General features: G+C 73.5%; 22 protein-coding genes. 15 read left to right on the forward strand and 7 right to left on the reverse strand.

The annotated features are described in order from the left end of the window. The 5 genes from ABZ945_RS05990 to cobF all read left to right on the forward strand — a co-directional run bounded on the left by ABZ945_RS05990 (position 1) and on the right by cobF (position 5,016). Positions 1-1,167: an acyl-CoA dehydrogenase family protein gene (locus ABZ945_RS05990; RefSeq protein WP_361264520.1), complete on the forward strand. Its 1,167-nt coding sequence runs from the start codon at positions 1-3 to the stop codon at positions 1,165-1,167. After that, entirely contained in the window at positions 1,164-2,276 is a 1,113-nt protein-coding gene (locus ABZ945_RS05995; RefSeq protein ID WP_361264523.1) for an enoyl-CoA hydratase/isomerase family protein, read from the forward strand. The genes ABZ945_RS05990 and ABZ945_RS05995 overlap by 4 nt, the downstream gene beginning before the upstream one ends. Next, on the forward strand, positions 2,273-3,229 hold the full coding sequence (gene mmsB / locus ABZ945_RS06000; protein WP_361264526.1) for a 3-hydroxyisobutyrate dehydrogenase: 957 nt from the start codon (positions 2,273-2,275) through the stop codon (positions 3,227-3,229). Before ABZ945_RS05995 ends, mmsB begins: the two co-directional genes overlap by 4 nt. Next, complete coding sequence (locus tag ABZ945_RS06005; protein ID WP_361264529.1) at positions 3,226-4,029, forward strand: enoyl-CoA hydratase; 804 nt, start codon at positions 3,226-3,228, stop codon at positions 4,027-4,029. The genes mmsB and ABZ945_RS06005 overlap by 4 nt, the downstream gene beginning before the upstream one ends. Positions 4,030-4,191: 162 nt before the next feature. Continuing rightward, the gene (cobF, locus tag ABZ945_RS06010; RefSeq protein ID WP_361264532.1) at positions 4,192-5,016 is read left to right on the forward strand and encodes a precorrin-6A synthase (deacetylating); all 825 of its coding nucleotides are present in this window, start codon (positions 4,192-4,194) and stop codon (positions 5,014-5,016) included. 32 nt (positions 5,017-5,048) lie between these two features. On the opposite strand, the gene ABZ945_RS06015 is transcribed toward cobF, so the two are convergent. Continuing rightward, positions 5,049-6,518, reverse strand: coding sequence for an amidase (locus ABZ945_RS06015; protein WP_361264534.1), 1,470 nt, complete (start codon positions 6,516-6,518; stop codon positions 5,049-5,051). Positions 6,519-6,641: 123 nt separating this feature from the next. On the opposite strand from ABZ945_RS06015, the gene ABZ945_RS06020 reads away from it, so the two are divergent. Beyond that, positions 6,642-7,265, forward strand: a complete 624-nt coding sequence (locus ABZ945_RS06020; RefSeq protein ID WP_361264537.1) for a helix-turn-helix domain-containing protein — start codon at positions 6,642-6,644, stop codon at positions 7,263-7,265. A gap of 109 nt (positions 7,266-7,374) precedes the next feature. Here the strand turns inward: ABZ945_RS06020 and ABZ945_RS06025 are convergent, their stop codons facing one another. Beyond that, positions 7,375-8,115 (reverse strand): 5-formyltetrahydrofolate cyclo-ligase, encoded by a 741-nt coding sequence (locus tag ABZ945_RS06025; RefSeq protein WP_361264540.1) that lies wholly within the window; start codon positions 8,113-8,115, stop codon positions 7,375-7,377. A 186-nt stretch (positions 8,116-8,301) separates the two neighbouring features. After that, positions 8,302-9,552, reverse strand: a complete 1,251-nt coding sequence (locus tag ABZ945_RS06030; protein ID WP_361264543.1) for a helix-turn-helix transcriptional regulator — start codon at positions 9,550-9,552, stop codon at positions 8,302-8,304. Positions 9,553-9,848: 296 nt separating this feature from the next. On the opposite strand from ABZ945_RS06030, the gene ABZ945_RS06035 reads away from it, so the two are divergent. Genes ABZ945_RS06035 through ABZ945_RS06045 form a run of 3 tightly spaced genes read left to right on the forward strand, consistent with a single transcriptional unit; the run spans position 9,849 to position 13,026 of the window. After that, on the forward strand, positions 9,849-11,012 hold the full coding sequence (locus ABZ945_RS06035) for a hypothetical protein (protein WP_361264546.1): 1,164 nt from the start codon (positions 9,849-9,851) through the stop codon (positions 11,010-11,012). Further along, on the forward strand, positions 11,009-11,908 hold the full coding sequence (locus tag ABZ945_RS06040) for a lactate dehydrogenase (RefSeq protein WP_361264549.1): 900 nt from the start codon (positions 11,009-11,011) through the stop codon (positions 11,906-11,908). The genes ABZ945_RS06035 and ABZ945_RS06040 overlap by 4 nt, the downstream gene beginning before the upstream one ends. Continuing rightward, on the forward strand, positions 11,905-13,026 hold the full coding sequence (locus ABZ945_RS06045; RefSeq protein WP_361264552.1) for a hypothetical protein: 1,122 nt from the start codon (positions 11,905-11,907) through the stop codon (positions 13,024-13,026). Before ABZ945_RS06040 ends, ABZ945_RS06045 begins: the two co-directional genes overlap by 4 nt. Before the next feature lie 30 nt (positions 13,027-13,056). Here the strand turns inward: ABZ945_RS06045 and ABZ945_RS06050 are convergent, their stop codons facing one another. Further along, positions 13,057-14,508 (reverse strand): short-chain fatty acyl-CoA regulator family protein, encoded by a 1,452-nt coding sequence (locus ABZ945_RS06050; RefSeq protein WP_361264555.1) that lies wholly within the window; start codon positions 14,506-14,508, stop codon positions 13,057-13,059. A 152-nt stretch (positions 14,509-14,660) separates the two neighbouring features. Here ABZ945_RS06050 and ABZ945_RS06055 point away from each other — a divergent pair, with 152 nt between their 5' ends. The 6 genes from ABZ945_RS06055 to ABZ945_RS06080 all read left to right on the forward strand — a co-directional run bounded on the left by ABZ945_RS06055 (position 14,661) and on the right by ABZ945_RS06080 (position 20,816). Then, the gene (locus ABZ945_RS06055; protein ID WP_361264558.1) at positions 14,661-16,187 is read left to right on the forward strand and encodes an MmgE/PrpD family protein; all 1,527 of its coding nucleotides are present in this window, start codon (positions 14,661-14,663) and stop codon (positions 16,185-16,187) included. A gap of 58 nt (positions 16,188-16,245) precedes the next feature. Continuing rightward, on the forward strand, positions 16,246-17,151 hold the full coding sequence (prpB, locus tag ABZ945_RS06060; protein WP_361264561.1) for a methylisocitrate lyase: 906 nt from the start codon (positions 16,246-16,248) through the stop codon (positions 17,149-17,151). Between the two features lie 32 nt (positions 17,152-17,183). Beyond that, positions 17,184-18,320: a bifunctional 2-methylcitrate synthase/citrate synthase gene (locus tag ABZ945_RS06065; protein ID WP_361264564.1), complete on the forward strand. Its 1,137-nt coding sequence runs from the start codon at positions 17,184-17,186 to the stop codon at positions 18,318-18,320. Positions 18,321-18,502: 182 nt separating this feature from the next. Next, positions 18,503-19,165 (forward strand): ATP-binding cassette domain-containing protein, encoded by a 663-nt coding sequence (locus ABZ945_RS06070; protein WP_361264567.1) that lies wholly within the window; start codon positions 18,503-18,505, stop codon positions 19,163-19,165. 8 nt (positions 19,166-19,173) lie between these two features. Further along, positions 19,174-20,055: a metal ABC transporter permease gene (locus tag ABZ945_RS06075; protein WP_361264688.1), complete on the forward strand. Its 882-nt coding sequence runs from the start codon at positions 19,174-19,176 to the stop codon at positions 20,053-20,055. Further along, the gene (locus tag ABZ945_RS06080; protein ID WP_361264569.1) at positions 19,995-20,816 is read left to right on the forward strand and encodes a zinc ABC transporter substrate-binding protein; all 822 of its coding nucleotides are present in this window, start codon (positions 19,995-19,997) and stop codon (positions 20,814-20,816) included. The genes ABZ945_RS06075 and ABZ945_RS06080 overlap by 61 nt, the downstream gene beginning before the upstream one ends. A gap of 49 nt (positions 20,817-20,865) precedes the next feature. Here ABZ945_RS06080 and ABZ945_RS06085 read toward each other — a convergent pair whose 3' ends face one another. The 3 genes from ABZ945_RS06085 to ABZ945_RS06095 all read right to left on the reverse strand — a co-directional run bounded on the left by ABZ945_RS06085 (position 20,866) and on the right by ABZ945_RS06095 (position 25,601). After that, a complete protein-coding gene (locus tag ABZ945_RS06085) occupies positions 20,866-21,594 on the reverse strand; it encodes a DJ-1/PfpI family protein (RefSeq protein ID WP_361264573.1) in 729 nt (242 codons plus the stop codon). A gap of 280 nt (positions 21,595-21,874) precedes the next feature. After that, on the reverse strand, positions 21,875-23,683 hold the full coding sequence (locus tag ABZ945_RS06090) for a class I adenylate-forming enzyme family protein (RefSeq protein WP_361264576.1): 1,809 nt from the start codon (positions 23,681-23,683) through the stop codon (positions 21,875-21,877). A gap of 67 nt (positions 23,684-23,750) precedes the next feature. Next, on the reverse strand, positions 23,751-25,601 hold the full coding sequence (locus ABZ945_RS06095) for a CoA transferase (RefSeq protein WP_361264579.1): 1,851 nt from the start codon (positions 25,599-25,601) through the stop codon (positions 23,751-23,753). Positions 25,602-25,671: the final 70 nt, after the last annotated feature.

The raw sequence follows: 25,671 nt of genomic DNA on the forward strand, positions 1-25,671 counted from the left end.
ATGACCACCACGACCACCAGCGGGGGCACCGCCCTCAGCAAGGACCAACTCGCCCTCGCCGAAGTCACCCTCGACTTCGCCCAGGAGCACCTCGCCCCGCACGCCGTCGCCTGGGACCAGGACAAGCACTTTCCGCTGGACGTCCTGCGCCGGGCCGCCGAGTTCGGCCTCGGCGGCGTCTACGTCCGCGAGGAGCACGGCGGCTCCGCCCTCACCCGCTCCGACGGCGTCCTCGTCTTCGAGGTGCTGGCCACCGGCTGCCCGTCCATCGCCGGCTACCTCTCCATCCACAACATGGTCGGCTGGATGATCGACCGGTACGGGGACCAGGCGCAGCGCGAGCGCTGGCTGCCCGCCCTGTGCGCGGCCGAGAAGCTGGGCAGCTACTGCCTGACCGAGCCGGGCGCGGGCTCCGACGCCGCCGCGCTGCGCACCCGCGCCGAACGGGACGGGGACGCGTATGTCCTCACCGGGGTCAAGCAGTTCATCTCCGGCGCCGGCGCCTCCGACGTGTACGTGGTGATGGCCCGTACCGGCGATTCCGGCCCCGGCGGGATCTCCGCCTTCGTCGTCGAACGGGACGACCCCGGGCTCTCCTTCGGGCCCAACGAGCGCAAGATGGGCTGGAACGCGCAGCCCACCCGCCAGGTCATCCTGGACGGGGTGCGGGTGCCGGCCGACCGGCGGCTGGGCGCCGAGGGCGACGGCTTCCGGATCGCCATGCACGGGCTCAACGGCGGCCGGCTCGGGATCGCGGCCTGCTCGCTGGGCGGTGCCCAGAGCGCCCTGGACCGCAGCCTCGCCTACCTCGCCGACCGGGAGGCCTTCGGCACACCGCTGCTGGACGCCCAGGCTTTGCAGTTCCGGCTCGCCGACATGGCCACCGAGCTGGCGGCCGCCCGGGCGCTGGTCCGCCAGGCCGCGGACGCCCTGGACCGGGGCAGCCCGGACGCGCCGCAGCTGTGCGCGATGGCCAAGCGGTTCGCCACCGACACCGGGTACACGGTCGCCGACCGGGCCCTCCAGCTGCACGGCGGGTACGGCTACCTCAGCGAGTACGGCATCGAGAAGATCGTCCGCGACCTGCGGGTGCACCAGATCCTGGAAGGAACCAACGAGATCATGCGCGTGATCGTGGCGCGAGGCCTCACGGAGGCCCTCCGATGACCCCGGCCCCGACCCCGACCCCGGACACCGAGAGCTCCGACGTCCTCGTACGGACCGAGGGCAGGGCCGGCCACCTCCTCCTCAACCGCCCCAAGGCGCTCAACGCGCTCAGCCACCCCATGGTGACCACCCTGGCCGCCGCCCTGGACGCCTGGGAGCACGACCCGGCCGTTCAGACCGTGGTCATCAGCGGCGCCGGGGAGCGCGGGCTGTGCGCGGGCGGCGACATCCGCGCCATCTCCGCCTCCGCCCGGGCGGGCACCGAGGAGGCGGCCGCGTTCTGGCGGGACGAGTACCGCCTCAACGCCCGGATCGCCCGCTACCCCAAGCCGTACGTCGCCCTCATGGACGGCATCGTGATGGGCGGCGGCGTCGGGGTCTCGGCCCACGGCACCGTACGGATCACCACCGAGCGCTCCAGGGTGGCCATGCCCGAGACCGGCATCGGCTTCGTCCCCGACGTGGGCGGCACCTATCTCCTCGGCCTGGCCCCCGGCGAGCTGGGCACCCATCTCGCCCTCACCGGCACCCCGGTCGGCGCCGCGGACGCCCTGCTCTGCGGCCTCGCCGACCACTTCGTCCCCTCCACCGCCCTCCCCACCCTCCTCACCGACCTCACCACCGACCCCGTCCACGAAGTCGTCTCCCGCCATGTCCACCCCGCCCCGCCCGGCGAACTGGACGGGCACCGGGAGTGGATCGACGCCTGCTACGCCGCGGACACCGTGGAGGAGATCATCGAACGGCTGCTCGCGCACGGTGCGCCCGCCGCCAAGGAGGCCGCCGAGACCCTGGCCGCCAAGTCGCCGACCGCGCTGAAGGTCACCCTGGCCTCGGTGCGCCGGGCCCGCCGGCTCGGGCCGCTGGAGCGGGTCCTGGAGCAGGAGTACCGGGTCTCCTGCGCGGCTCTCGCCCACCCGGACTTCGTGGAGGGCGTACGCGCCCAGGTGATCGACAAGGACCGGCAGCCGCGCTGGCGGCCCGCCACCCTCGCCGAAGTCTCCGACGAGGACGTACGCCGCTTCTTCGCCCCCCTCGGCGACGACCGCGAACTCCGCCTGTCCGCCCCCTCCACCACCGACGACCCGGCCCAGGAGGTGCCCTGGTGACTTCCCCCCGTTCCCTCACCCCCCTCCCCACCATCGCCTTCATCGGCCTCGGCCATATGGGCGGGCCGATGGCCGCCAACCTGGTCAAGGCCGGGTACCGGGTGGTCGGCTACGACCTGGTGCCCGAATCGCTGGCCGCCGCCGAGGCCGCCGGAGTGGAGGTCGCCCCCTCCGCCCCGGCCGCCGCCACCGAGGCCGGACTCGTCATCACCATGCTCCCGGCCGGCCGCCATGTCCTCGCCCTCTACGACGAGCAGGGCCTGCTGGCCGCCGCCCGCCCCGGCACCCTCTTCCTGGACTGCTCCACCATCGACGTGGCCGACGCCCGGGCCGCCCATGCGGCGGCGGCCGCGGCCGGGCACCGCGCGCTGGACGCCCCGGTGTCCGGCGGGGTGATGGGCGCCGAGGCCGGCACCCTCACCTTCATGGCGGGTGGCGGCGAGGCCGAGTTCGCCGAGGCGGAACCGGTGCTCGCGGCCATGGGCAAGAAGGCCGTGCACTGCGGGGCGGCCGGCGCCGGGCAGGCCGCCAAGATCTGCAACAACATGATCCTGGGCATCTCGATGATCGCGGTCGGCGAGGCCTTCGTGCTCGGCGAGAGCCTGGGCCTGTCCCACCAGGCCCTCTTCGACGTGGCCTCCACCGCCTCCGGCCAGTGCTGGGCGCTCACCGTCAACTGCCCCGTGCCCGGCCCCCTCCCCTCCAGCCCCGCCAACCGCGACTACCGCCCGGGCTTCGCCGCCCCGCTCATGGCCAAGGACCTCGGCCTCGCCGCCAACGCCATTCGCGAGGGCGGGGTGGACGCGGCCCTCGGCCTGGCCGCCGCCCGGATGTACGCGGCCTTCGCCGAAGGACCCGGCGCCGAGCAGGACTTCTCCGCCATCATCCGCACCTTCCGCGACCCTGCCCCCACTTCCCCGTCTCCCTCTCCCGAGATCGGACCCCTGTCGTGACCACCACCGTCCTCGACCCCTCCACCCATCCCTTCTCCACCATCCGGGTCGAGCGCAAGGGCCGGGCCGCCCTGATCACCCTTGACCGCCCCAAGGCGCTCAACGCCCTCAACCTCCAGCTGATGGACGAGGTGGTCGCCGCGGCCGAGGCGCTGGACCGCGACCCGGACACCGGCTGCATCGTGATCACCGGATCGGCCAAGGCCTTCGCCGCCGGGGCCGACATCGGCGAGATGCGCCCGCAGTCCTATATGGACATGTACCAGGCCGACTGGTTCGCCGGCTGGGACCGCTTCGCCGCGGTGCGCACCCCCACCGTGGCGGCGGTCGCCGGCTACGCGCTGGGCGGCGGCTGCGAGCTGGCCATGATGTGCGACATCCTGCTGGCCGCCGACACCGCGACGTTCGGTCAGCCGGAGATCAAGCTCGGCGTCATCCCCGGCATCGGCGGCTCCCAGCGGCTGACCCGGGCCGTCGGCAAGGCCAAGGCGATGGAGCTCTGCCTCACCGGCCGGACCATGGACGCCGAGGAGGCCGAGCGCGCCGGGCTGGTGTCCCGGATCGTCCCGGCCGACGACCTGCTCACCGAGGCGCTGGCCGTGGCCGAGACGGTCGCCTCGATGTCCGCGCCGGTCGCCATGATGGCCAAGGAGGCCGTGAACCGGGCCTTCGAGACCACGCTCACCGAGGGCGTCCGCTTCGAGCGCCGCGTCTTCCACGCCGTGTTCGCCACCGCCGACCAGAAGGAAGGCATGACCGCGTTCACCGAGAAGCGCCCCCCGGAGTTCACCCACCGCTGACCGGTACGAGGCGGGACCGGCCGACCACCCAGCCGACCGGTCCCGGGCGGGGGCGGTCGGCCATCCACCCCGGCCGCGACGGGGCGGGGCGGCCGGCCCCCGCCCCCGCCCCCCGCCCCCTGCGTCCCGATCCCCGCCCCGCCCCCTCTAAGGTCTCGTCCTATGACCACCCAGCAGCCCGGCAGCCGGCGCAGCCTCCTCGTCATCGGCATCGGGGCAGGCGACCCGGACCACCTCACCCTCGCCGCGGTCAAGGCGATCCGCCGGGCCGATGTCTTCCTCATCCTCGGCAAGGGCCCGGAGAAGTCCTCCCTCACCGATCTGCGCCGCGCCATGCTGGACGAGCACGCCCGCCCCGGCTACCGCGTCGCCGAGGGCCAGGACCCCTGGCGGGACCGCTCCGAGCAGGACCGCGGCTCCTACACGGCGGCCGTCCACGACTGGCGCAGCCGCCGCGCCGACGTCTGCGAGCGGCTCATCCTGGACGAGCTGGCCCCCGGCGAGACCGGGGCGTTCCTGGTCTGGGGCGACCCCGCCCTCTACGACAGCACCCTGGCCATCCTGGCCGAGATCGAGGACCGCGGCACGGTCGCCCTGGACATCGAGGTCATCCCCGGGATCACCAGCGTCCAGACCCTGGCCGCCCGCCACCGCACCACCCTCAACCGCGTCGGCCGCCCCATCCACATCACCCCCGCCCGCCGCCTCCCCGAAGCCGCCATTGCCCACGACGGCGACACCGTGGTGATGCTCGACGCCCACGAGTCCTTCACCCACCTGGAGGGCGAGGGCATGTGGATCTACTGGGGCGCCTACCTCGGCACCCCCGACGAACTCCTCATCTCCGGCCGCCTCGCCGACGTCGCCGACGAGATCCGCCGCACCCGCACCGAGGCCCGCGCCCGGCACGGCTGGATCATGGACACCTACCTGCTGCGGCCGCTGGAGCCGGAAGACGGCTCGGAGGGCTCCAGCGCCACCGTCTGAGGAGGACCGAAGCCGATGCCGTTCGGGTGGGACTACCTGGTTGGCCTCGCGCTGTCGTCAGCGTGGTTCCCCGCCCATACCGTGGGGATTCGGCCCGACCACGGACTTGCCTGTTCGAGTTGTCCGGCGAGGCGGAAGAGCCGGCCTTCGAGGCCGTATCCGGCGGCGAACTGCATGCCGACCGGGAGCCCCGTCCCGGCGTCGGCCGTCACGGGTACGGACATGGCAGGCGTGCCTGCCACGTTGAACGGCATGGTGAACGGCGACAGGTCAGTGATGCGCTCGATCCAGCCGAGGCCGTCCAGCGTCTCCGCGCCCTCCGTATGAGTGCCCAGGGACACGGGAGGCTCCGGCAGGGTTGGCGTGAGGAGGATGTCGTACTCGTCGAAGTACCGCGCCAGGCTTCGGGCCACCCGGTTCCGCATCGCGAGAGCGGTGTGGAACTGCGCGCCGCCGACCCGCTGCCCGTAGTGGTAGCCGGCGAGGGTCGCCGGTTCAAGGGTCGAGGAGTCGACGGGACGGCCGAAGGCGGCGGCCAGCCCGTCGACCAGGGCGGTGAGGTTCACCGTCATGAGTCGGGCGTTGGCCAGGACGAATTCCTCCCAGTCGGCGCCGAGGCCGACCTCGACCTCCGTCACCCGATGACCAAGGACTTCAAGCAACCGCACGGTGCGGGAGAGGGCGTCGGTGACCGGTGCGGTAGTACGGCGTCCGCCCCACGCCTGGGCGAGGACACCGATGCGCAACGAGCCGGGATGACGGGTGACTTCCTCCGCGTACGGCCGTGACGGCTGCTGGGCGAAGTAGGGGTCGCCCGACTCCGGGCCGCGTATCTGGTCGAGCAGTACCGCACTGTCGCGTACGGTGCGACTGACGCTGCCGTGCACGGCCAGGCCGCTGAAGACCTCGTCGACGTCGGGCCCCATGGACACCCGGCCACGGGTGGGCTTGATCCCGAAGAGGCCGTTGTAGGCGGCGGGGATACGGATCGATCCGGCGGCATCGGTGCCATGGGCGACCGGAACCACCCCGGCGGCGACAGTGGCGGCCGCACCTCCGCTGGATCCGCCTGCACTGCGCTCCACATCCCACGGGTTGCGGGTCACGCCGTACAACGCGGATTCCGTCGAGATGCCATAGGCCATCTCCGGTGTCGCGGTGCGCCCGAACGTCACGAGGCCCGCGCGCCGGAAGCGCTGCATCAGCGAGGAGTCGGCGCCGACGACGTTACCGGCCGCCAGGCGGCTTCCCAGCTCCATCCGCCTCCCGGCCATGGCCACCGCGATGTCTTTGATCAGAAAAGGGACGCCGGCCAGTGGTGTGCTGCCAGGGGCGGGTTGGTCGTCGGTCAGCCAGGTCTCCACGACGGCGTTGATCTGCGGATCGACTGCCTGCACCGCCTTGCGTGCGGCTGCCTCCAGCTCGGCAGGGAGTACCTCGCCCTCGGCCACCAGCTCCGCCAGCCCGACCGCGTCGAAGCTCACGTACTCGGAAACTCTCACTGTCACTCCCCACCAGGAACAATACCGTTGAGTACCGCACGATACCCTACGGTATCGCATGGGTCTGACTGGTACCGTAAAAGGGCGTGAACCGCACGATCAACCCGGAGTGACGGAGTAGTCATGGCATCGACCGTCAGCAGGCCGAGCAGAGTGGCGAAGCTGCCGCCTCGTGAGCGCATTCTCGACGCCGCCGAAGAGCTCTTCCAGAGAGAAGGGATCCGGCAGGTGGGGGTCCAGGCGATCGCCGAGAAGGCCGAGACCACCAAAATGGCGATCTACCGGCACTTCGAGACCAAGGACGCACTGGTCGCGGAGTGGCTGCGGATCGTCGCCGCGGACTATCAGGCGGCCTTCGACCGGGTGGAAACCGCATATCCCGACCGGCCCGAGGAGCAGATTCTGGGCCTGGCCCGCTTCATCGCCGAGGGGCTGCCGGCGATCTCATACCGGGGCTGCCCGTTCATCAACTCCCTCGCCGAGCTTCCCGACCGCCTTCATCCGGCACGGCAGGTGATCGAGGACCACAAGGCCCACCAGACCCGCAGGCTGATCGGCATGTGCACCGAAGCCCAGATGCCCGACCCCGGACAGGCCGCGGCCGAGATCACCTTCGTACTGGAAGGGGCCCAGGTCAGCACACAGAACGGAAGCATCGACCAGACGGGAGACCGCCTGATGAAAATCGTCGAGGGAATCGTGGACCGGCACCGCTCCCACCTCGGCGCACCCAGGGCCGCCAACTGACCGCCCGCGCCCCCGCCCGACCACCGCTCACCATGGGCATGCGAGTGCGACCCGGCGCGCCCTCGCCCTGGGCCACGACACGGCCGCGAACGCGTACGAATGAATCGACTCATCCCCTCCAGGAGTCATCGGCCCGCCGTGCCCTGAGAGCCGGGATCGCGGCGATTTTGTCCGCCGGAAGATCGGACCAGTGGAGGCCGGCTGGCCGGTGCGGGTTCGGGCAGACGATGGTCTCGTCCGGGGTCACGATCAGGTCGACGCCGACGTCGTGCGCAATGGTGGGGATCGGGGTGTCCGTCACCTGGAGGTCGTGGACCGTGGTGACGATGACGGTGTCCGGGCCCACCAGGCCGGCCTCGGTGAGGAGGGCGAACTCGATGTCGGAGTATCCGGCGCCCTTGCCGACGCGGGCGCCGTCGCGGTTGACGGCGACACTGCCGAGGACGATCAGGTCCAGCGGGCGCAGGGCGTCGACCTCGACGGTGGGGGCGATCGTGGCGGCGGTGCGGCTGGACGCGGCCTCGGCGGGTGGGACGGTCAGGGCGGCGGGATCGAGGAGGTAGAAGGGCTTGATGGTGGCCAGCTTCGGGACCGCCATGTAGACGGTCTTGCCCTCCTCCAAGGCCCGTGCGCGGACCGGGAGCTGGGCCTTGTCCGGGACGGCCTTGACGATGCTCGCCCGCTGCCAGGCCGGGAGCTTAGCCAACCGGGCCGCCGCTTCCTCGGCGCCCTTGAAGTTCGGGATGCGGCCGTGGACGGAAGCGTCGTGGACGGCGTCCGCGACGGTCAGGGCGTCCCAGACCTGGGTGCGCACGGCTTGCTTGGCCCGGTCGCGGGAGCTGGGTGCCACCGGTGTTCGTCTCCTTCTGTCCTGCGCTGCCGTCATCAGGCCGAAGAGCCGGTCGTGGACCTCGGCGACACCTGCGAGACGTCCGCGGTGAAGGGGGCCTCACCCCTCCGTCACCAAGGGGTACGGCACCGGGGTGCGGCGGTCCGGGTCGACGGCGAGGCGGCCGCCGGCTGACGGTTCTCTGTCTCACGCGAGCGCATCACCGAGATGGGCCCGGGCCCTGCCGTCGAGGCGTCGGTGCAGGGCCTCGGCCCGAAACCGGATGAGTCCTTCGCGGTAGCCGGCGGGGAGCCGGTCGAACACCCCGGCCGCCATCTCGGCCGCCGCCGTCGGGTCGCCGTCCGTCCGCAGGCATGCGGCGGTGTCCATCGCCAGCAGGGCCCGGGTCATCACCGACGGCGAGTCGGTGAGGGTGAGCGCGTCGTCCTGGGCGGCATAGGCGGCTGCCGTGTCACCCAGCAGCATGTGCGCCTGCGACAGGTGAACGAAGTGCTTCTGGCCGGGGTAGCCGAACCACGTGTCGGCGGCCTGCCCCCCGTCGAGACGGTCGGCGAGGTTTCTGGTGTCGCGGACCGCGCCGGTCGCGCCGCCGGTGTCGCCGATCGCGGCGAGGGCACGGGCGGTCACCGCGGCCGCGAGTGCGGCGGCCGCCGTGGGGGTGTCACCGGCCTCGTGACGCGCCTTCGCGGCGATCCGGGCGGCGACCTCGGGCGCGCCGTAGTTCAGCGGCACCATCGCGTGCCGGGCCAGGACCCAGGCGGCCATGTGCCGGTCACCGGACTCCCGGGCGGCCCTCTCGGCGGTGGTGAACCAGCGAAAGGCATCGCGCTGATCGCCGCGGTCGTGCTGGACGATCGCCACCAGCCCGGAGATCCCGGCCGTGGTGCGGGCCAGGTCCGCCCGGTCCTTGGCGGGATGGGGCCGGTTGAGGACCTGGCAGAGCAGGTCCAGGTCGCCGTGCATCTCGGCGAGGACGGCATCGGGCGACCGGCCGCGGTAGCCACCCCGGTGACGTTCGAACGCTGATTCCAGGTAGGCCAGGTCCCCGCCGCCTGCTCCCCTCAGGCCGCCATCGATGCCCTCTCGGGCCTGCGCGATGCCGGGCAGCGCGGAGATCCCAGCCGCTGCCGCCGCCACTTCCATGAAACGCCGCCGGTTCACGTCTTCGTTCTCCTCTCCCTGGCTACGCCGGTACTGCCGCGAGGCGACCACAGCCTGGCGTACGTCCTCGACCGTGAGCCCGTAGGCATCGGCGATCGTCGCGTATGAGCCCCGGGTGGGGAGGCGTCGTTCTGTCTCCCAGCGTTTCAGGTTCTCCGGGTCGAACCACCGGCCGCCCTGCGCGGCCTCTATCTGCCGAGCCTGGTCTTCACGGGTCCGGCCAGTTTCCTGCCGGATCTGTCGGAGTAAGGCGCCGATCCCATCCGGGCACATCATGGGCCGTCTCCCTCATCGGAGTTGGTGAGAGTCCCATCCTGGTCCCTCCCCTCCGACGAAGGGGTGTGGATTCCATTCTGGCCCCCCGACCCGGCACCTCGCCAGGAAAATGGACCCTTCTCCGGCCCCTCTCCTCTTATGTGCCCTGGCCGTTGAATGGGTGAACACCGCCGGGGCTGGGGGTTTCGTTCAAGCCGCGAGCCGCGAGCCGCAAGCCCTTGACGGCAGCCATCCGTACGTCCTCGGAGGAGGAGAGCCATGCGCTTACGCGTCCTGGATGCCGAAGTGCCCGGCAGGTGGCCGGCGTGATGCCGCCAACGCCGAAGGCGGTGTTCGCCTACGCGCGGGATCAGGTCGAGCAGGCCGCCTACGGGCTGTGGCCGGGCGCCGAGTTGACCATGGGGCTGGTGACACCGAGCGTGACGAGTTACGTCCAGCAGCTCGACGTGGCCGGCCGGCCGCTGTACGCGAAGCTGTCGGTCCTGGGTGTCTCGCTGGTGTCATTGCTGCGAGGGGCCTGCGGTGACTGGAAGGCAGTGCAGGACGCGCAAGCCGTCTATGTTGCCTCGCCCCATTCCCTGCTGGAGCGGGAGGCCGCACAACTCGCGGCCTTGGCCGGTCCGGCGGACCTCCACGTCCCGCAGGTCGTTGGATACGGGCGCGGGGTGCTGTTCACCGTGCCTGCCCATGGGCCGACCCTGGCTGACTTGATCAGCAAGGCGCCGGGCCGCACCGCCGAGTTGCTGGAGCTGGTGACCGGCGAAGTCGCGGCCGGGCTCAGCCGCCGGGGAGTGGCGGCTCGGGTGGAGAGGAGTGAGATCCGGGAGAGGTCGATCACGGTGACATTCCTTCGGAAGTTCAGCAGCCGATCGCGCACGGAGTATCTCTGGGAGAGCGAGCACGCCGAAGTGCTGGCGGCCGTGGTCATGAGGCTGCGGCGAGCCCAGCGTGCCCCCGCCCCGCCGGGCCGGGCGGTGGTCTTTGGTGACCTGAAGCCCGAACACGTGGTTTTTCCCGACGGGGCGGAGGGGCGTCCGGTGTTCCTCGACCCGGGCTTGATGCGGGGCCGACCGGCCGGGGACGCCGCCAAACTCGTCTCCCGCACGGTGCTGAGCCTGGTCGCCCGCCCACCGGACGGCTCCAAGGACGTCCGGGCGATCCTCGGGGGTATCGCGGCGTTCGCGGCATCCATGACCGCACGCACCGACCGGGCTGGACGGGACGCCTGGCTGCGTCAGCTCACCGTCCTGTGGCTGATGGACACCACGAACATCCTGTCGACCTATCTGTCGGCTCCACCCGGCCTGCCTCTCGGAGGGCACGCGGCCGCCGTGACGGCGAGGGCGAAGGTGGTGTGCGACATGCTCGACCGTTCGACGGCCGCTCTCCTCTCCGTCAGGGACGCCCGCAGCGTGTGGCGGCTGTGCTTGGACAACGCGGCGAAGGCGGCTGCCTCGTGACTGCCGTCGGGTTGATCGGAGCCGGAGCGGTCGGGCAAACCGTCGGCACGCTGCTGGTGTCCTCCGGTTGGTGCGACACGATCGTGGTCGCCTCCGGCCGTGGTCACACAGCTGCCGCCCTGGTGACCGATCTGGAGGACATGGGACAGGTCACCAGCTCCCCCGTCCGGGCAGTCCAAGCTGCCCCGGCCGGCATGGGCGGCTGCGACGCGCTCGTGGTGTGCCCCCGCGCGGTGTTCACCAACACGGCCACGAGCGACACGCGTATGACCGGCCTCGCCGCCAACGCGCCGGTGATCGCCGCCCTGGCTCGTCAGTTCGTCGGCTACCAGGGTGTCGTGATCGTGGTGACAAACCCAGTCGATGTCATGACCCGCCTATTCGCCGAGGTGTCCGGCTGCGGCACAGTCCTCGGCGTCGGCTCCAGCACCGACACCGTTCGCTACCGGCTCACCCTCGCTCGCCTCCTGGACGTTCCCGCCAGAGCCGTGGCTGGTCACGTCATCGGGGAGCACGGCGACAACGCCGTGATCTGCGCGTCCTCCACCACCGTCCACGGCCGCCCCGTCTCCGTGCCGCTGCGGCAGGTCCGCGACGAGCTGCGGCACCGGCCTCGCCGCATCGTCGAAGGCATCGGCCGGACCCGCTCCGGGCCGGCCGGGGCCGCCGTCACCGCTCTCGCCCACGCGCTCGGCCTGACGGACGGGGTGGTCGAACTGTCGTCCCCGTGGCGGGGCGACTGGTACGGAATGCCGCTGCTGTTCACCGCTGGCACGGCGACCGTACGTCTTCCCCAGCTCAGCCCCGACGAGGCCCTGCAACTCCAGGCCGCCGCCGCCAAGCTCCGTACCGCATACGCCCAGATCGCCGTCCTCAAGGAGACCCCACCCTCATGACCGACCGCACCGCCACCCGCATCACCACCGCCGACGGCCAGTCCGTCACCGTCATCAGTCACTCGGTCGGTGTGACCGACTGGGCCGCGCGCTACTTCGGCCCATGGTGGAAGGCGGCTCCGGCCGAGCCGCCGGTCACCGGCCCGGTGGTGTCAGCCGACGTCGACCCGGGCGGGTACGACGAGCTGGCACAGGCCGTCACCGGACGCGAGCCGGACGAGGTCGACTACGCCGGCCTCCCGATGCGGTACGCACGCGACGAGGGCGGCAGCGCGGTGACGGCCGTACAGCCCGCTGACCGGCTCGCCTACCGGTGGGAGCCGGCCGCTCGCCGCCTGCGCATCGTCGGCAACGCCGAGACCTCCGTGGCGACCGCCGCCGCCCGTCTGGCCCGGGAGCTCGTACGCGGGATGCTCCTGGTCGAGGGGTGGCACATCCTCCACGCCTCCGCCGTCACCCGGGCCGACGGGGCGACGCTGCTGACCCTTGGCGGCAAGGGCGCGGGCAAGACCACCACAGCGGTCCTGTTGGCCCGCGCCGGATGGCGAGTTCTCGCCAACGACCGCGTCTTCGTCCGTGTCGAGAACGGACGGGTGCGAGTCCTGCCGTGGCCGTCGGCCGCCGCGTTGGGCTTCGGCCTCCTCGATGCTCTGGGCCTGTTCGAGTCCGTCGCCGACCGTCTGCGGGCGGGTGGGTTGATGCACCCTACCCAGGACGCGCGGGTCACCGAAGCCTTGTTGGCGGGCCGCCGTGAGCCGTTGCGGAAGGCCGGTGGCAAGGAGATGAAGCCCCAGTTCTTCCCCGACCAGCTCGACACATGGCTCGGTATGACGCTCGCGACCGAAGGCACCGCTGCCGGGCTGTTGTTCCCTCGGATCGCCCCCGGCGGTGAACCGGGGCTCATCGACGTGCCCCGTCGCCCCGGCGAGGCGGACTTCTTCACCGCCGGTACGGAGGACCGCTACCCCGACGTCTTCGGTCTACTGCCCATGACCGGTGCCGCCCCGGGCCTGGGCGACGAGCTCGCGGGTCTGCCGTACCAGGCACTCGCCCTGGGCCACGACACGGCCGCGAACGCGGCCCTGCTGGAGAAGGCCGCCGCTCGGCTCCTGGACTGACAGGCAGACCCTCTGGCTATGAGGGGGGCCTCAGCCCTCCGTCACCACCGGGTACGGGACCTGGGTCCGGCGGTCGGGGTCGACGGCGAGGCGGCCGCCGGCTGGGGGGCGGGCGCGTTGGGGGCAGTCGCGGCGTTCGCAGCTGCGGCAGCCCAGGCCGATCGGGGTGGCCGCCCGCGGGTCGTCCAGGGCGACGCCCTCGGCGTACACCAACCGGTGGGCGTGACGGAGTTCGCAGCCGAGGGTGACGGCGAACTCGGCGCGGGGGGCGCGGTGGCCGTGGGCGCCGCGGGTGACGGTGCGGGCCACCCAGAAGTAGCGCTTGCCGTCGGGCATCTCGGCGACCTGGGTCACGATCCGGCCGGGCGCGGAGAACGCCTCGTACACCGTCCACAGCGGGCAGGTGCCGCCGAGCCGGGAGAAGTGGAAGTCGGTCGCGGACTGCCGTTTGGAGATGTTCCCGGCCCGGTCCACGCGGAGGAAGGAGAAGGGCACCCCGCGCCGGCCGGTGCGCTGGAGGGTGCTGAGCCGGTGGCAGACCGTCTCGAAGCCCACGCCGAACCGGGCGGACAGCAGCTCGGTGTCGTAGCGGACCTCCTCCGCGGCGGCGTGGAAGGCGGTGTACGGCATGAGCAGCGCGCCCGCGAAGTAGTCGGCCAGCCCGATCCGGGCCAGCGCCGCGGACTCCGGCGAGGTCAGCTCGGGGGCGTCGCCGACGAGGTGGTCGAGCAGCGGGCCGTGCTCCAGGAAGGCGAGCTGGGTGGCGAGTTGGAAGGCCCGCTGGCCGTCGGTCAGCCAGGGGGAGAGGAAGAGCAGCCCGCGGTCGGCGTCGAAGCGGCGGGCGTCGGCGGGGCGTTCTCGCGGTGGTTGGGGTGGGTCGGTGGAGTGGAGGATGCGTACGCCGTGCCGGTCGGTGAGCCGGGCGGCCAGGGCGTGCGCGGTGCGTCCGGCGGTGCCGGGGCCGAGTGCCGCCGCGGTGTGCTCGGCCAGCTCGTCCAGCGGGCCGAAGTGGTTGTGGTGCGCGTAGAAGAAGTCCCGTACCTCGTCGTGTGGTTCGGCCGGGGGGAGGAGGGCGCTGTCGGCGGCCGGGGCGAGGGCGGCGACCCGCTCGGCGGCGTCCCGGTAGCGGTGGTGCAGCGCCACCAGGGCCCGCGCCATCTCGGGGTGGTCGCGCACCAGGTCGCCGATCTCCTCGGCGGGCACCGCGATTCCGCAGGCCTCGTCGGCGAGGACGGCCCGCAGCCCGGTGGCGAGGCGCTCCTCGCCGGCCTCGGAGAAGAACTCCGGGTCGACGCCGAAGACCTCGGCGATCCGGAGGAGTACGGAGGCGGTCAGCGGGCGCTGGTTGTGCTCGATCTGGTTCAGATAGCTGGTGGAGATGGCCAGCTCCCGGGCCAGCTCCACCTGGTTCAGCCCGCGCTCGCGGCGCAGCCTGCGCAGCTTGGCGTGGGCGTAGACCTTGCGGGTGGGGGGACGTCCCATGGTGCGAAAGTAGCATTCGCCGATTTCGCAGGAATGGCTGTTTCGCAGCGTGGGGATGGACGGATTCCGCAGGGTGGAGGGGTGGCGGCGGGGGTGGGTGGGGGGAAGGGTCGGGGGAGACAGCCCCGTCGGAGCCCGCCGGAGGAGACCACGTGATCGACCACCAGGTACGCGTCCATCCCAGTGCCGACCGGCTGCCCCGGGAGGAGCAGCTGGCCTGGAAGCTGGCCGCCGTCGCCACCGGCACCCAGGAGGCCGCCGGTCTGGACCCCGAGGCGGCGGCGATGGCCGCCAACCGGGTGGTCGACAACGCCTCGGTCGCCGTCGCCTCGCTGCTGCGCCGCCCCGTCGCGGTCGCCCGCGCCCAGGCCACCGCGCACGCGAGCGGCGCGCCCGGGGCCTCGGTGTTCGGGAGCGGGGCGCGGGTGTCGCCGGAGTGGGCGGCCTGGGCCAACGGCACCGCCGTACGCGAGCTGGATTTCCATGACACGTACCTGGCGGCGGACTACTCGCACCCGGGGGACAACATCCCGCCGCTGCTGGCGGTCGCCCAGCACACCGGACGCACCGGCGCCGAGCTGCTGCGCGGGATCATCGCCGCGTACGAGGTCCATGTGGCGCTGGTGCGCGGCATCTGCCTGCACCGGCATCGCATCGACCATGTCGCCCACCTGAGCGCGGCCACCGCCTGCGGGCTGGGGGCGCTGCTGGGGCTGGAGACCGGGACGGTGTACCAGGCGGTGCAGCAGGCCGTGCACACCACCACCGCCACCCGGCAGTCCCGCAAGGGCGAGATCTCCAGCTGGAAGGCGTACGCCCCGGCGTTCGCCGGGAAGGCGGCGATCGAGGCGGTGGACCGGGCGATGCGCGGGGAGTCCTCGCCCTCGCCGGTCTACGAGGGTGAGGACGGCTTCCTCGCCTGGATGCTGGACGGCCCGGACGCCGCGTACACCGTCCGGCTGCCCGCGCCCGGCGAGGCGCGGCGCGCCATCCTGGACACGTACACCAAGGAGCACTCCGCCGAGTACCAGGCCCAGGCGGTCATCGACCTCGCCCGGCGGCTGCGGGAGAAGACGGGGCCACTGGAGAGGGTGCGCTCCATCGTGCTGCACACCAGCCACCACACCCACCAGGTCATCGGCTCGGGCGCGAACGACCCGCAGAAGTACGATCCGGGCGCCAGCCGGGAGACCCTGGACCACTCGGTGCCGTACATCCTGGCCGTGGCCCTGGAGGACGGGGGTTGGCACCACGAGCGGTCCTACGCCCCGGAGCGGGCCGGCCGCCCGGAGACCGTCGCGCTCTGGCGGAAGATCAGCACCGTCGAGGACCCGGAGTGGACCCGCCGCTACCACGACCCCGACCCGGAGCGCCGGGCCTTCGGCGGGCGGGCCGTGATCACCCTGGACGACGGCTCGGTGGTGGAGGACGAGCTGGCCCTCGCCGACGCCCACCCGGCAGGCGCCCGCCCCTTCGACCGCCCGGCCTACGAGCGGAAGTTCCGCACCCTGGCCGAGGGCGTCGTCGCCGCCGGGGATCAGGACCGGTTCCTGGACACCGCGGCGCGACTGGCCGCGCTGGGCCCCGCCGAGCTGGACGGGCTCTTCCCGGCCGTCGGCCCGGAGACCGCCGAGGCGATCGCCCGATACGACGCGGACCTGCCGAAGGGCCTGTTCTGATGCCGCGCGACCACTCGATGTCCCGCACCCTCACCACGCCTTCGAAGGGCCCACGCTGATGCTGCACACCCGCACCACCCCCGCCGAGCGGCGGCGGGCCTTCCGGGAGCGGCTGGGCTCGGGGCGGCTGCTGGTGATGCCGGGCGCGGTCAACCCGTACTCCGCCCGGCTCATCCAGCAGGCCGGGTTCGAGGCCGCCTACCTCTCCGGCGCCGTCCTCGCCGCCGACCTGGGGCTGCCCGACATCGGGCTGACCACCTCCACCGAGATCGCCGCCCGCGCCCAGCAGACCACCCGGGCCACCGACCTGCCGGTGCTGATCGACGCCGACACCGGCTTCGGCGAGCCGATGAACGCCGCCCGCACGGTGCAGCTGATGGAGGACGCCGGGCTCGCCGGGCTGCATCTGGAGGACCAGGTCAACCCCAAGCGCTGCGGCCATCTGGACGGCAAGTCGGTCGTGTCCCGGGAGGAGATGGGACGGCGGATCCGGGCCGCCGTGGACGCCCGCCGCGACCCGGACTTCCTGCTGATGGCCCGTACCGACGCCCGCGCGGTGGAGGGCCTGCCCGCCGCCATCGACCGGGCCAAGGCCTACGTGGACGCCGGGGCCGACGCGGTCTTCCCCGAAGCCCTCGCCGACGAGGCCGAGTTCGCGGCGTTCCGGGCGGCGGTGGACGTACCGCTGCTCGCCAATATGACCGAGTTCGGCAAGGGTCCGCTGCTGGACGCCCGCACCCTGGAGGACCTGGGCTACGACATCGCCCTCTACCCGGTCACCCTCTTCCGCCTCGCCATGGGCGCCGTCGAGGACGGCCTGCGCACGATCGCCACCGAGGGCACCCAGGAGTCCCTGCTGCCGCGGATGCAGACCCGCTCCCGGCTCTACGAGGTCCTGGGCTACGAGGAGTACGCGGCCTTCGACTCGTCCGTCTCCGACTTCACCCTTCCGCCCGGCACCTGACCACGGCACCCGACCCACCGAAGGCAGGAATCATGACCGCCCCCGCCCCCGGGATCCACCGCGGACTCGCCGGTGTCGTCGTCGACACCACCGCCATCTCCACCGTCATCGAGGACACCAACTCCCTCACCTACCGCGGCTACCCGGTCCAGGATCTGGCCGCGCACCGCTCCTTCGAGGAGGTGGCGTACCTCCTCTGGTACGGGGAACTCCCGGACCCCGCCCGGCTCGGCGAGTTCCGCGCGGCCGAGCGCGCCCTGCGCCCGCTGGACCGCACCACCGCCGAACTGCTCGCCCGGCTCCCCGAGACCTGCCACCCGATGGACGTGCTGCGCACCGCCGTCAGCCTGTTCGGCGCCGAGGACCCGGCCGAGGAGGACGGCAGCCCCGCCGCCAACCTCACCAAGTCGCTGACCCTGCTGGCCCGGCTGCCCACCGTGGTCGCCGCCGACCAGCGCCGCCGCCGGGGCCTGGCCCCCGTACCGCCGGACCCGTCCCTGGGCTACGCGGAGAACTTCTTCCATATGTGCTTCGGCACCGTGCCCGACCCGGACGTGGTCCGCTGCTTCGAGATCTCGCTGATCCTCTACGCCGAACACAGCTTCAACGCCTCGACGTTCACCGCCCGGGTGGTCACCTCCACCCTCTCCGACCTGCACAGCGCGGTCACCGCCGCGATCGGCGCGCTGAAGGGCCCGCTGCACGGCGGCGCCAACGAGGCCGTGATGCACATGCTCCAGGAGATCGGCGACCCGGCCCGCGCCGGGGAGTGGCTGGACCGGGCCCTGGCCGACCGGCGCAAGATCATGGGCTTCGGCCACCGGGTCTACAAGCGCGGCGACTCCCGCGTCCCGATCATGCAGCAGGCCCTGGACCGGCTGGTCGCCCGCTCCGACCACCCGGACGCCCACCGACTCGCCGCTCTGCACACCGCGTTGCGGGAGGCGATGGAGACCCGCAAGGGCATCCACCCCAACCTGGACTACCCGGCCGGGCTCGCGTACCACCTGATGGGCTTCGACATCCCGGTCTTCACCCCGCTGTTCGTGATGAGCCGGGTCACCGGCTGGACCGCCCACATCACCGAGCAGCTGGCCCACAACGCCCTGATCCGCCCGCTCGCCAGCTACGCCGGCCCCGCCCAGCGCCCGGTACCGGCGACCGGGTGAACGGTCCGGCTCCGGTGGCCATGGGACTCCGCGGTCTCCGGCAGGCTCCGGAACCGGTGGGAACCACCGCCCCCGTCCGTCCGACTACTGGCGCGTGGAGGGGCGGGTGCCTCCGCCGCCGCCGGGCCGGTTCTCGCGCCGCCGGGCGGGTGACCGCGCGGTAGGGCCGGGGATGGGACGGGATGGGCGGGCTGGACGTGGGGCTGCGGCAGGTGGTCTGCCGGCATGGGCGGGTACGGGCCGTGGACGGCGTGGACCTGGAGATCGCCGCCGGTGAGCGGGTCGCGCTGACCGGCACCAACGGCTCGGGCAAGTCGACGCTGCTCCGGGCCGTCCTCGGGCTGCACCGGCACTCCGGCGGCACCATCCGGGTCGGCGGCCGGGAGGCGGGCTCCTCCGCCGAGTGGGCCTGGCGGCGGCGGGCCTGCGCCTGGATCCCGCAGAAGCCCGCGACCGGGAGGTTTCCGCTGCTCGGCCGTGAACTGCTGGAGAGCGGGGACCGGTTGGACGGGTCGGAGCGGGGAGCGGCGGTACGGGAGGCGGTGGAGGCCGCCGGGCGGCTGGGTGTGGCGGAGGTGCTGGACCGGCCGCTGGACACCCTGTCCGGGGGCCAGTTGCAGCGGATGTACCTGGCCCGGGCGCTTGGCTGTGTGGCGGCCGGCGCCCAGGTGCTGCTGGCCGACGAGCCCACCGCCGCACTGGACTTCGCCGGGCAGGAGGACGCCGCCCAGGTGCTGGTGGAGCTGCCGGTGACCCTGCTGATCGTCACCCATGACCGGGCGCTCGCCGAACGGTGCGACCGGGTGCTGGAGATGGCCGCCGGACGGCTGCGGGAGGTCCGGTGAGCGCGGTCATGGTGACGGCGGCGGATGTGGGGGCGCTGCTGGAGCTGGTGCCGGTGCAGCGGGCCGGGGTCGCGCTGCTGCTGGCGGCCGTCGGGCTGCCGGTGATCGGTGTGGTCATCGTCGGGCTGGACATCATGCCGGTGCGGTTCGCGATGATGCATGTCGCGCTGCTGGGTGTCGCGGTCGGGCTGTGGACGGGGCTGGACCCGATGGTCTGCGCCCTGGTGGCCTGCGCGCTGGCCGGTGGTGCGGTCGCCCCGCTGGCCCGCACCCCGAGCGGGCTGTCCGGCGCGATGGGGCTGCTGATGAGCCTGGCGATCGCGGCCGCGCTGCTGGTCCTCGCCGTCTCCGGGGTCAACGCCTCGGGCGCCTTCGCCCTGCTCTGGGGCTCCATCCTCTCCGTCGGCACCGCCGACCTGGTGGTCCTCGGGGTGCTCGCGGCCGTGGTGCCCGCCCTCTTCTGGTGGCGGCGCCGGGACCTCGGGCTGCTGCTGCACGACCGGGAGCTGGCCCAGTGCTCGGGGGTGCCGGTACGGGCGCTGACGCTGCTGCTGCTGGTCCTGGTGGCGGTGTCCGTCGCCGGGGCGATCAAACTCACCGGCGCGCTGCTGGTCGACGCCCTGACGCTGCTGCCCGCCCTGGCGGCCCGGCGGCTGGGCTCGTCGCTCACCTCGATCACCGTATGGGCGGTGACCATCGGCGTCGCCGTCAATCTGACGGGGTTCCTCATGGCCCTCTGGCTGGACTGGCCGCCCGGCCCGGTCCTCGTCCTGACCGCGGGGGCCGTCGTCCTCGCGGTGCACTGCATACCCGAACGGAGAGACCGCTCATGGCGCGCATCCGCGTCCGCATCCCCACCCGCCGCACCCTCCCTGCCGTCCTCGCACTGAGCGCCGCCGCGGCCCTCGTCAGCGGCTGCGCGAACGACGAGCCGGCCGCCAAGGCGAAGGGGAAGGGGACGGGGAAGGACGGGCCCAGGGTCGTGGTGACCACCACCTGGGAGGGCGCCTTCGCCAAGGCGGCCGGGGCGAAGGACATCGAGGTCATCGTGCCCCAGTCGGTGCACCACGCCCCCGACTACGATCCCAAGCCCTCCGACCTGGCCGCCGTCGCCGCCGCGGACTTCGTGCTCTACGCGCCCTTCGAGCCGTACGCGGAGAAGATCAAGGAGGCCGCCGGGTCGAAGGCCGAACTGGTCGAGGTGGCACTCGACAACGACCCCGCCAAGGTGAAGGCGGAGGTCACCCGGCTGGGCGAGAAGTTCGGCACCGGGGCGGCGGCGACGGCCTGGAACAAGGGCTTCGACACCGAGTACGCCGCGCTGGGCAAGGAGCTGAAGACCGCCTGGCCGGGTGGGACCAGCCCCAACGTGGTCAGCCAGGTGTTCACCACCTGGGCGGCCAAGCTGGCGGGCGCCGAGGTGGTGGGCACCTATGGGCCCGAGCCGGTCACCCCGGCGCAGCTCGGCGAGCTGTCCGCCAAGAAGCCGGCCCTGGTGCTGGAGAACGCCCATATGTCGACCGGCCCGGTGCTGCCGGGCTCCGGCGCCGAGCAGGTGGCGATCGCCAACTACCCGGGTGACGACCTGGATCTGCTGCCGGTCTACCGCGACGCGGCGGGGGCGCTGAGGAAGGCCATGGGCGCTTCCTGAGGGTACGGGGAGAGGGGTACGGGGGCCCGTACCCCTCTCCCCGTACGGCTCAGCGCCGCTGCCGGTCCGGCACCCAGACCGTGCCGCGGGCCTCGTACTCCAGCATGGTCTCGATCCCGGTGGCCGTCTCGGCGCCCAGCTCCCGGCGCACCAGCCAGAGCGCCAGCTCCAGCCCGGAGGTGATCCCGCCGGCGGTGACCAGGTCCCCGTCGTCCACCACCCGGGCGTTCTTCAGCACACCCCCTTGCTTCTCCAGGTCGGGCCGGGCCTGGTGGTGGGTGGTGCAGGGGCGGCCGCGGGTGAGGCCGGCGGCGGAGAGCAGCATCACCCCGGTGCAGAGCGCGCTGACGGTGAGCCCCGGCCGGACGGCCTTCGCCAGGGCCTCGGGCAGGGTCCGCCGCCGGAGCTCGGCCCACACCCCGGGGCCGTCCGGGCGCCCGTACCCCCCGCCGGGGACCACCAGGACGTCCGCCTCGCGCGGGGCCCAGCCGTGCTCGACCTCGACCCTCGTCCCGTACGAGGCCCGGACCGGGCCGGGGCCGGTCGCGGAGACATAGCGCACCTCGACCGGGCGCGAGCTGAAGAACCGGGCCGCCGAGAACACCTCGTACGGGGCGGCGAAGTCCAGCTCCTCCACCCCGTCGAAGAGGACGACATGCACCCGGAGCGGACCGGTACGCGCCCCCGGGGAGGCGGCGGCGGGGGAGGGGGCGACCGCGCCCACCGCCCCGGCGGCGCCGAGCGCGGTGGAGGCACGGAGCAGGTTCCTGCGGTTCATGGGTCTCCTGTCGGTGGAGGGATGGGGGTCTCGGCGGAGTCGGGTGAGTGGGCGGCGCCCACCAGATGACCCCGCCCGGGTCACCCGGCTGCGGCCGTCCGGGTCCGGTCACCCGGCTCGGGTTACCCGGCTCAGGTCACCCCGCCTGGGTGACCCCGCCCGGGTCAACCGGCTCGGGTCACCCGGCGTGGGCGAGCGGCGGCCCGGCGACGGATACGGGGTCGGTCAGCTGGCCCGGCGACGCCCACCGGGTTGTCCGGCCCGGGTCAACCGGCCCGGGTCACCCGGCGTGTGCCAGCGGCGGCCCGGCGAGGGACCCGGGGCCATGGCCGGTCCCGGTCCCAGGCCTGGACCCGGCACCGGCACCGGCACCGGCACCGATCCCGGGCCCGGGGGCCGCACCCGCACCCGTCCCCGTATCACCCGTATCAGCGGCGCCGCGCGCCTCCGCCTCGGTCAGCCGGGCGCGCAGGGCGGCCCGGTCCGGTTTGCCGGCCGGGGTGAGCGGGAGGCCGGACACCACGAGCAGCCGCTCGGGGTGCCTGCGCCGCTCCAGCCCCCGCGCGTCCAGATGCGCGGACAGGGCCTCCAGGGTCGGCGTCTGTCCGCCACGGGGCACCACACAGGCGGCCAGCCGCTCGCCCATCAGCGGATCGGGCACGCCCACGCAGACCACATCGCCCACCGCCGGGTGGGTGCGCAGCTCACGCTCGACCTCGGCCGGGCTGATGTTGGCGCCGCCCCGGATGACGACGTCCTTGAGCCGGCCGACCACATGCAGCACCCGCTCCCCGTCCAGATAGCCGAGGTCCCCGGTGCGCACCCAGCCGTCCGGGGTGCGGTAGCGGGCATCCAGTTCGGGGGCGCCGACATAGCAGAGCGGGGTCATCGGCCCGCGTGCGGTGATCTCCCCGACCCGGCCGTCCGGCAGCGCCTCCTGGGTGTCCGGGTCGGTGATGCGGATGTCGGCGACCCGGGGGTCCGGGCGGCCGGCGACCACACCGTCCGGGGCGGTGGGCGGGGTGCGGTGGTCCAGCCCGGTGTGGCAGTTGACGCCGTCGGCGGAGCCGTAGAGGTTCACGACCGCGCAGCCGAACGCCTCGGCGGCCTCCCGGGCGGTGGTCTCGTCGAGCGGCGCGCCGCCGAGGACCAGCGCGGTGGGCGCGGGCAGCGGCTCGGCGTCCGCCTCCTCCCGGGCCAGCCGGTCGAGCATCATCCGGATCATGGTGGGGACGCCCAGGACATGGGTGGGCCGGTGCTCCCGGATCGCGGCGAGGGCCGCCTCGGGGGTGAAGTGGTCCAGCAGCACGAGGGTGCCGCCGTGCCGGGCCAGGGTGACGGCGGTGCCGTTGGAGCCGAACGCGGAGGCGAGCGGGACCAGGAACAGGCAGCGCGGCGGGGTGGCGTCGGGCAGCAGCGAGGCGAGGAAGTTGCCCCGCCCGCCGGCCAGCGCGTTGTGCGAGTAGGCGACCATCTTGGGCTCGGACTCGGAGCCGGAGGACACCAGGATCCGGGCGGCGCCGTCCGGGTCGGGCCGGGCGGGGGTGAAGCCGGTGGCGTCGGTGCGGGTGAGCCGGGAGAACGGGACAGTGCCCTCGGGGGCGTCCCCGCGCCCGGCGGCGACGATGTGCCGCAGCGCGGGCAACGCGGGCCGCAGTGCGGTCAGTTCGGCGGCGGGGTGGGTGTCCCGGTGGGTTACGGGGGCGATGACGGCGACCGCCTCGGCGCGCCGCAGCAGGCACTCGGCCTCCAGCGCGCCCCGGCCGACGGGGAAGGGCAGCGCGACCGCCCCCAGCGCGGCGAGCGCCAGGTCGGCGGCGACGGCGTCGCGGCCGTTGGGGAGCTGGACGCCGACCACGTCCCCGGGGCCTATGCCCAGGACTCTGAGGCCGGCGGCCAGACATCGGGCCCGGCGGTCCAGCGCGGTGTAGCAGAGCGCGCCCCTGGCGTCGATCACGGCGGTGCGGTGCAGCTCGGCGATCTGCCGGGCCCGGTAGAGGCTGTACAGGTCGAGGTCGGGGCAGGTGCCGTCGGTGATCCAGGAGCGGCGCAGCTCGGCGGGGAGGAGGTCGTGCAGGGCGAGGGTCATGGGAGCTCCGCAAGAGGTGAGGTGAGGTGAGGTGAGCGGGGCCGTTCTCAGGCGGACGGGGCAGGGGTCATCCGAAGGCCCAGGGGGCGGGTACGGCGGGGGCGCCCAGCGCGTCCCGGCCGACCGCGCCGGCGCCGTGCGGGCCGTCGCCGGACGGGGCCGGCAGCTCGGCCAGGTCGGTGGTGACCCGGGTCGCGGCCAGCCCACGGGCGCCCAGCAGGGCGAGGGCGTCGCCGGTGGCGAGGCCGGTCAGATCGTGGGCGCGGGCCGCCGGCGCCGAGGCGTCGGCCGGGGCGATCCAGCCGTCGGCGGTACGGAGCGGGGCGCGGAAGCCCGCCGGGCGGCGCGGGGACCCGCCTCGGGCCACCCGGCGCAGCGCGGGCCCGGTCAGCAGGTCGGCCGCACCGAGCAGCGAGGAGTCCACCCGTACGCCGACCCCGTTGCCGTAACGTTCCCGCAGCAGCAGCCCCGCCAGCACCGCCTGGGCGCCGAGCAGTCCGCCCAGCACATCCAGCAGCGTCATCAGACTGGGCGCGGGCGGTTCCCCCTCGGGCCGGACCGCCTCGCCGACCCCGGTGCGGGCCTGCACCATGAAGTCGGTGCCCATCGGGGCGCCGTCGATCCGGCCGTCCCAGCCGCCGGTGTACGCGTAGACCAGGGCCGGGTTGGCCCCGGCCAGGTCACCGGAGTCCAGACCGAGCCGGGCGGCCGTGCCGGGGGCCCAGTTGTGCAGGAACACATCGGCCCCGGCAGCCAGTTCACGCAGCCGCTCGCGGTCCGCGGGCGACTTGATGTCGATCTCCACGGCCGCCTTGCCCCGGTTGAGCGCCAGCCAGCGGGCGGAGATCCCGGAGCAGGTGGGCGGCATCCCGCGCAGCGGGTCACCGCCCGGCGGCTCGATCCGGATCACCTCGGCGCCGAGCAGCCCCAGCAGATGGGCGGCGAGCGGGGCCTGGATACGGCGGCCCGCCTCCAGCACGGTCAGCCCGGCCAGCGGACTGCCGGGAACGTCACCCCTCGCCCCGCCGAAGGTTCCGCCCGACGGCACCCGGAGCCGGGGCAGCCGCCCGGCGTCCAACGGCGACAGCCGCAGCGGCGGTTGGCCGTCGTGCTCGGCGGCCCGCTCGGCCAGGGTGCGCAGCCGGCAGACATCGGCGCCCGCCTCCGCCGCCGCCTGTACCACCGCCGCCAGGGTGTGCCGGGCGGTGGTGGCGTGCAGCTCGGCGGGGAAGGGCGCGCAGGCGGTGGCGTAACGGAACTGGAAGGGCCGCCACCCGGCCCGTACCGCCTCCTCGGGCGCGCCCAGCGTCCGCCAGAACCGCGCCCACACCGCCCCGTCCAGCGTCTCCAGCTCGAACACCGTCCCCTCGGCGGAGGTGAACGGCGGTCCGCCCGGAGCCAGCTCGGCCGCCTCGCCCTCCTCCGCGCCGGCGGCGGCGAGATACTGGGAGACGGTGAGCAGCCCGGCGAGGTCGGCCCGGGTGGCGACCCGGCGCACCGAGCCGCCGCGCGCCTGGCCGACCAGTGCGGCCAGCACCCCCTGCACGGTCAGCAGTCCGGTGGCGGTGGCGGTGTAGTCGGCCGCCAGCCCGCGCGGGGCGCCGTCCCGGCGTCCGTGCACCGCCACGATCCCGGTCGCGGCCTGCACGGTGGCCTCGTCCACCAGGCCGGTCCCGGGCGCGGCCCAGGCGGTCTGCACGGCGACCGGGTCGAAGCCGCCGCCGGAGAGCAGACCCTGACCCCCCTCCGCCGCCTCCCCGTCGTCCACGATCTCGGCGCCGAGGGTGCGCAGCTGCTCTGCGACCACCTCGGCGATCGGCGCCGGCCCGGCCGGGCGGAAGCGGAACGACTCCAGCGGCCGCCCCGTCCAGCAGGCAGTTCGGTCCGTATGTATCCGGGGGGTGACTGGTGACGCCATGCCTCTCCTCTCCCGGCGCGGCGGTGGCCGGCGCCCGAGGTCCTGTCGACGGCGGGAACCAGCCGGTGCG

The organism is Streptomyces sp. NPDC046887 (assembly GCF_040644755.1).
In the GTDB taxonomy this organism is placed as follows: domain Bacteria; phylum Actinomycetota; class Actinomycetes; order Streptomycetales; family Streptomycetaceae; genus Streptomyces; species Streptomyces lichenis.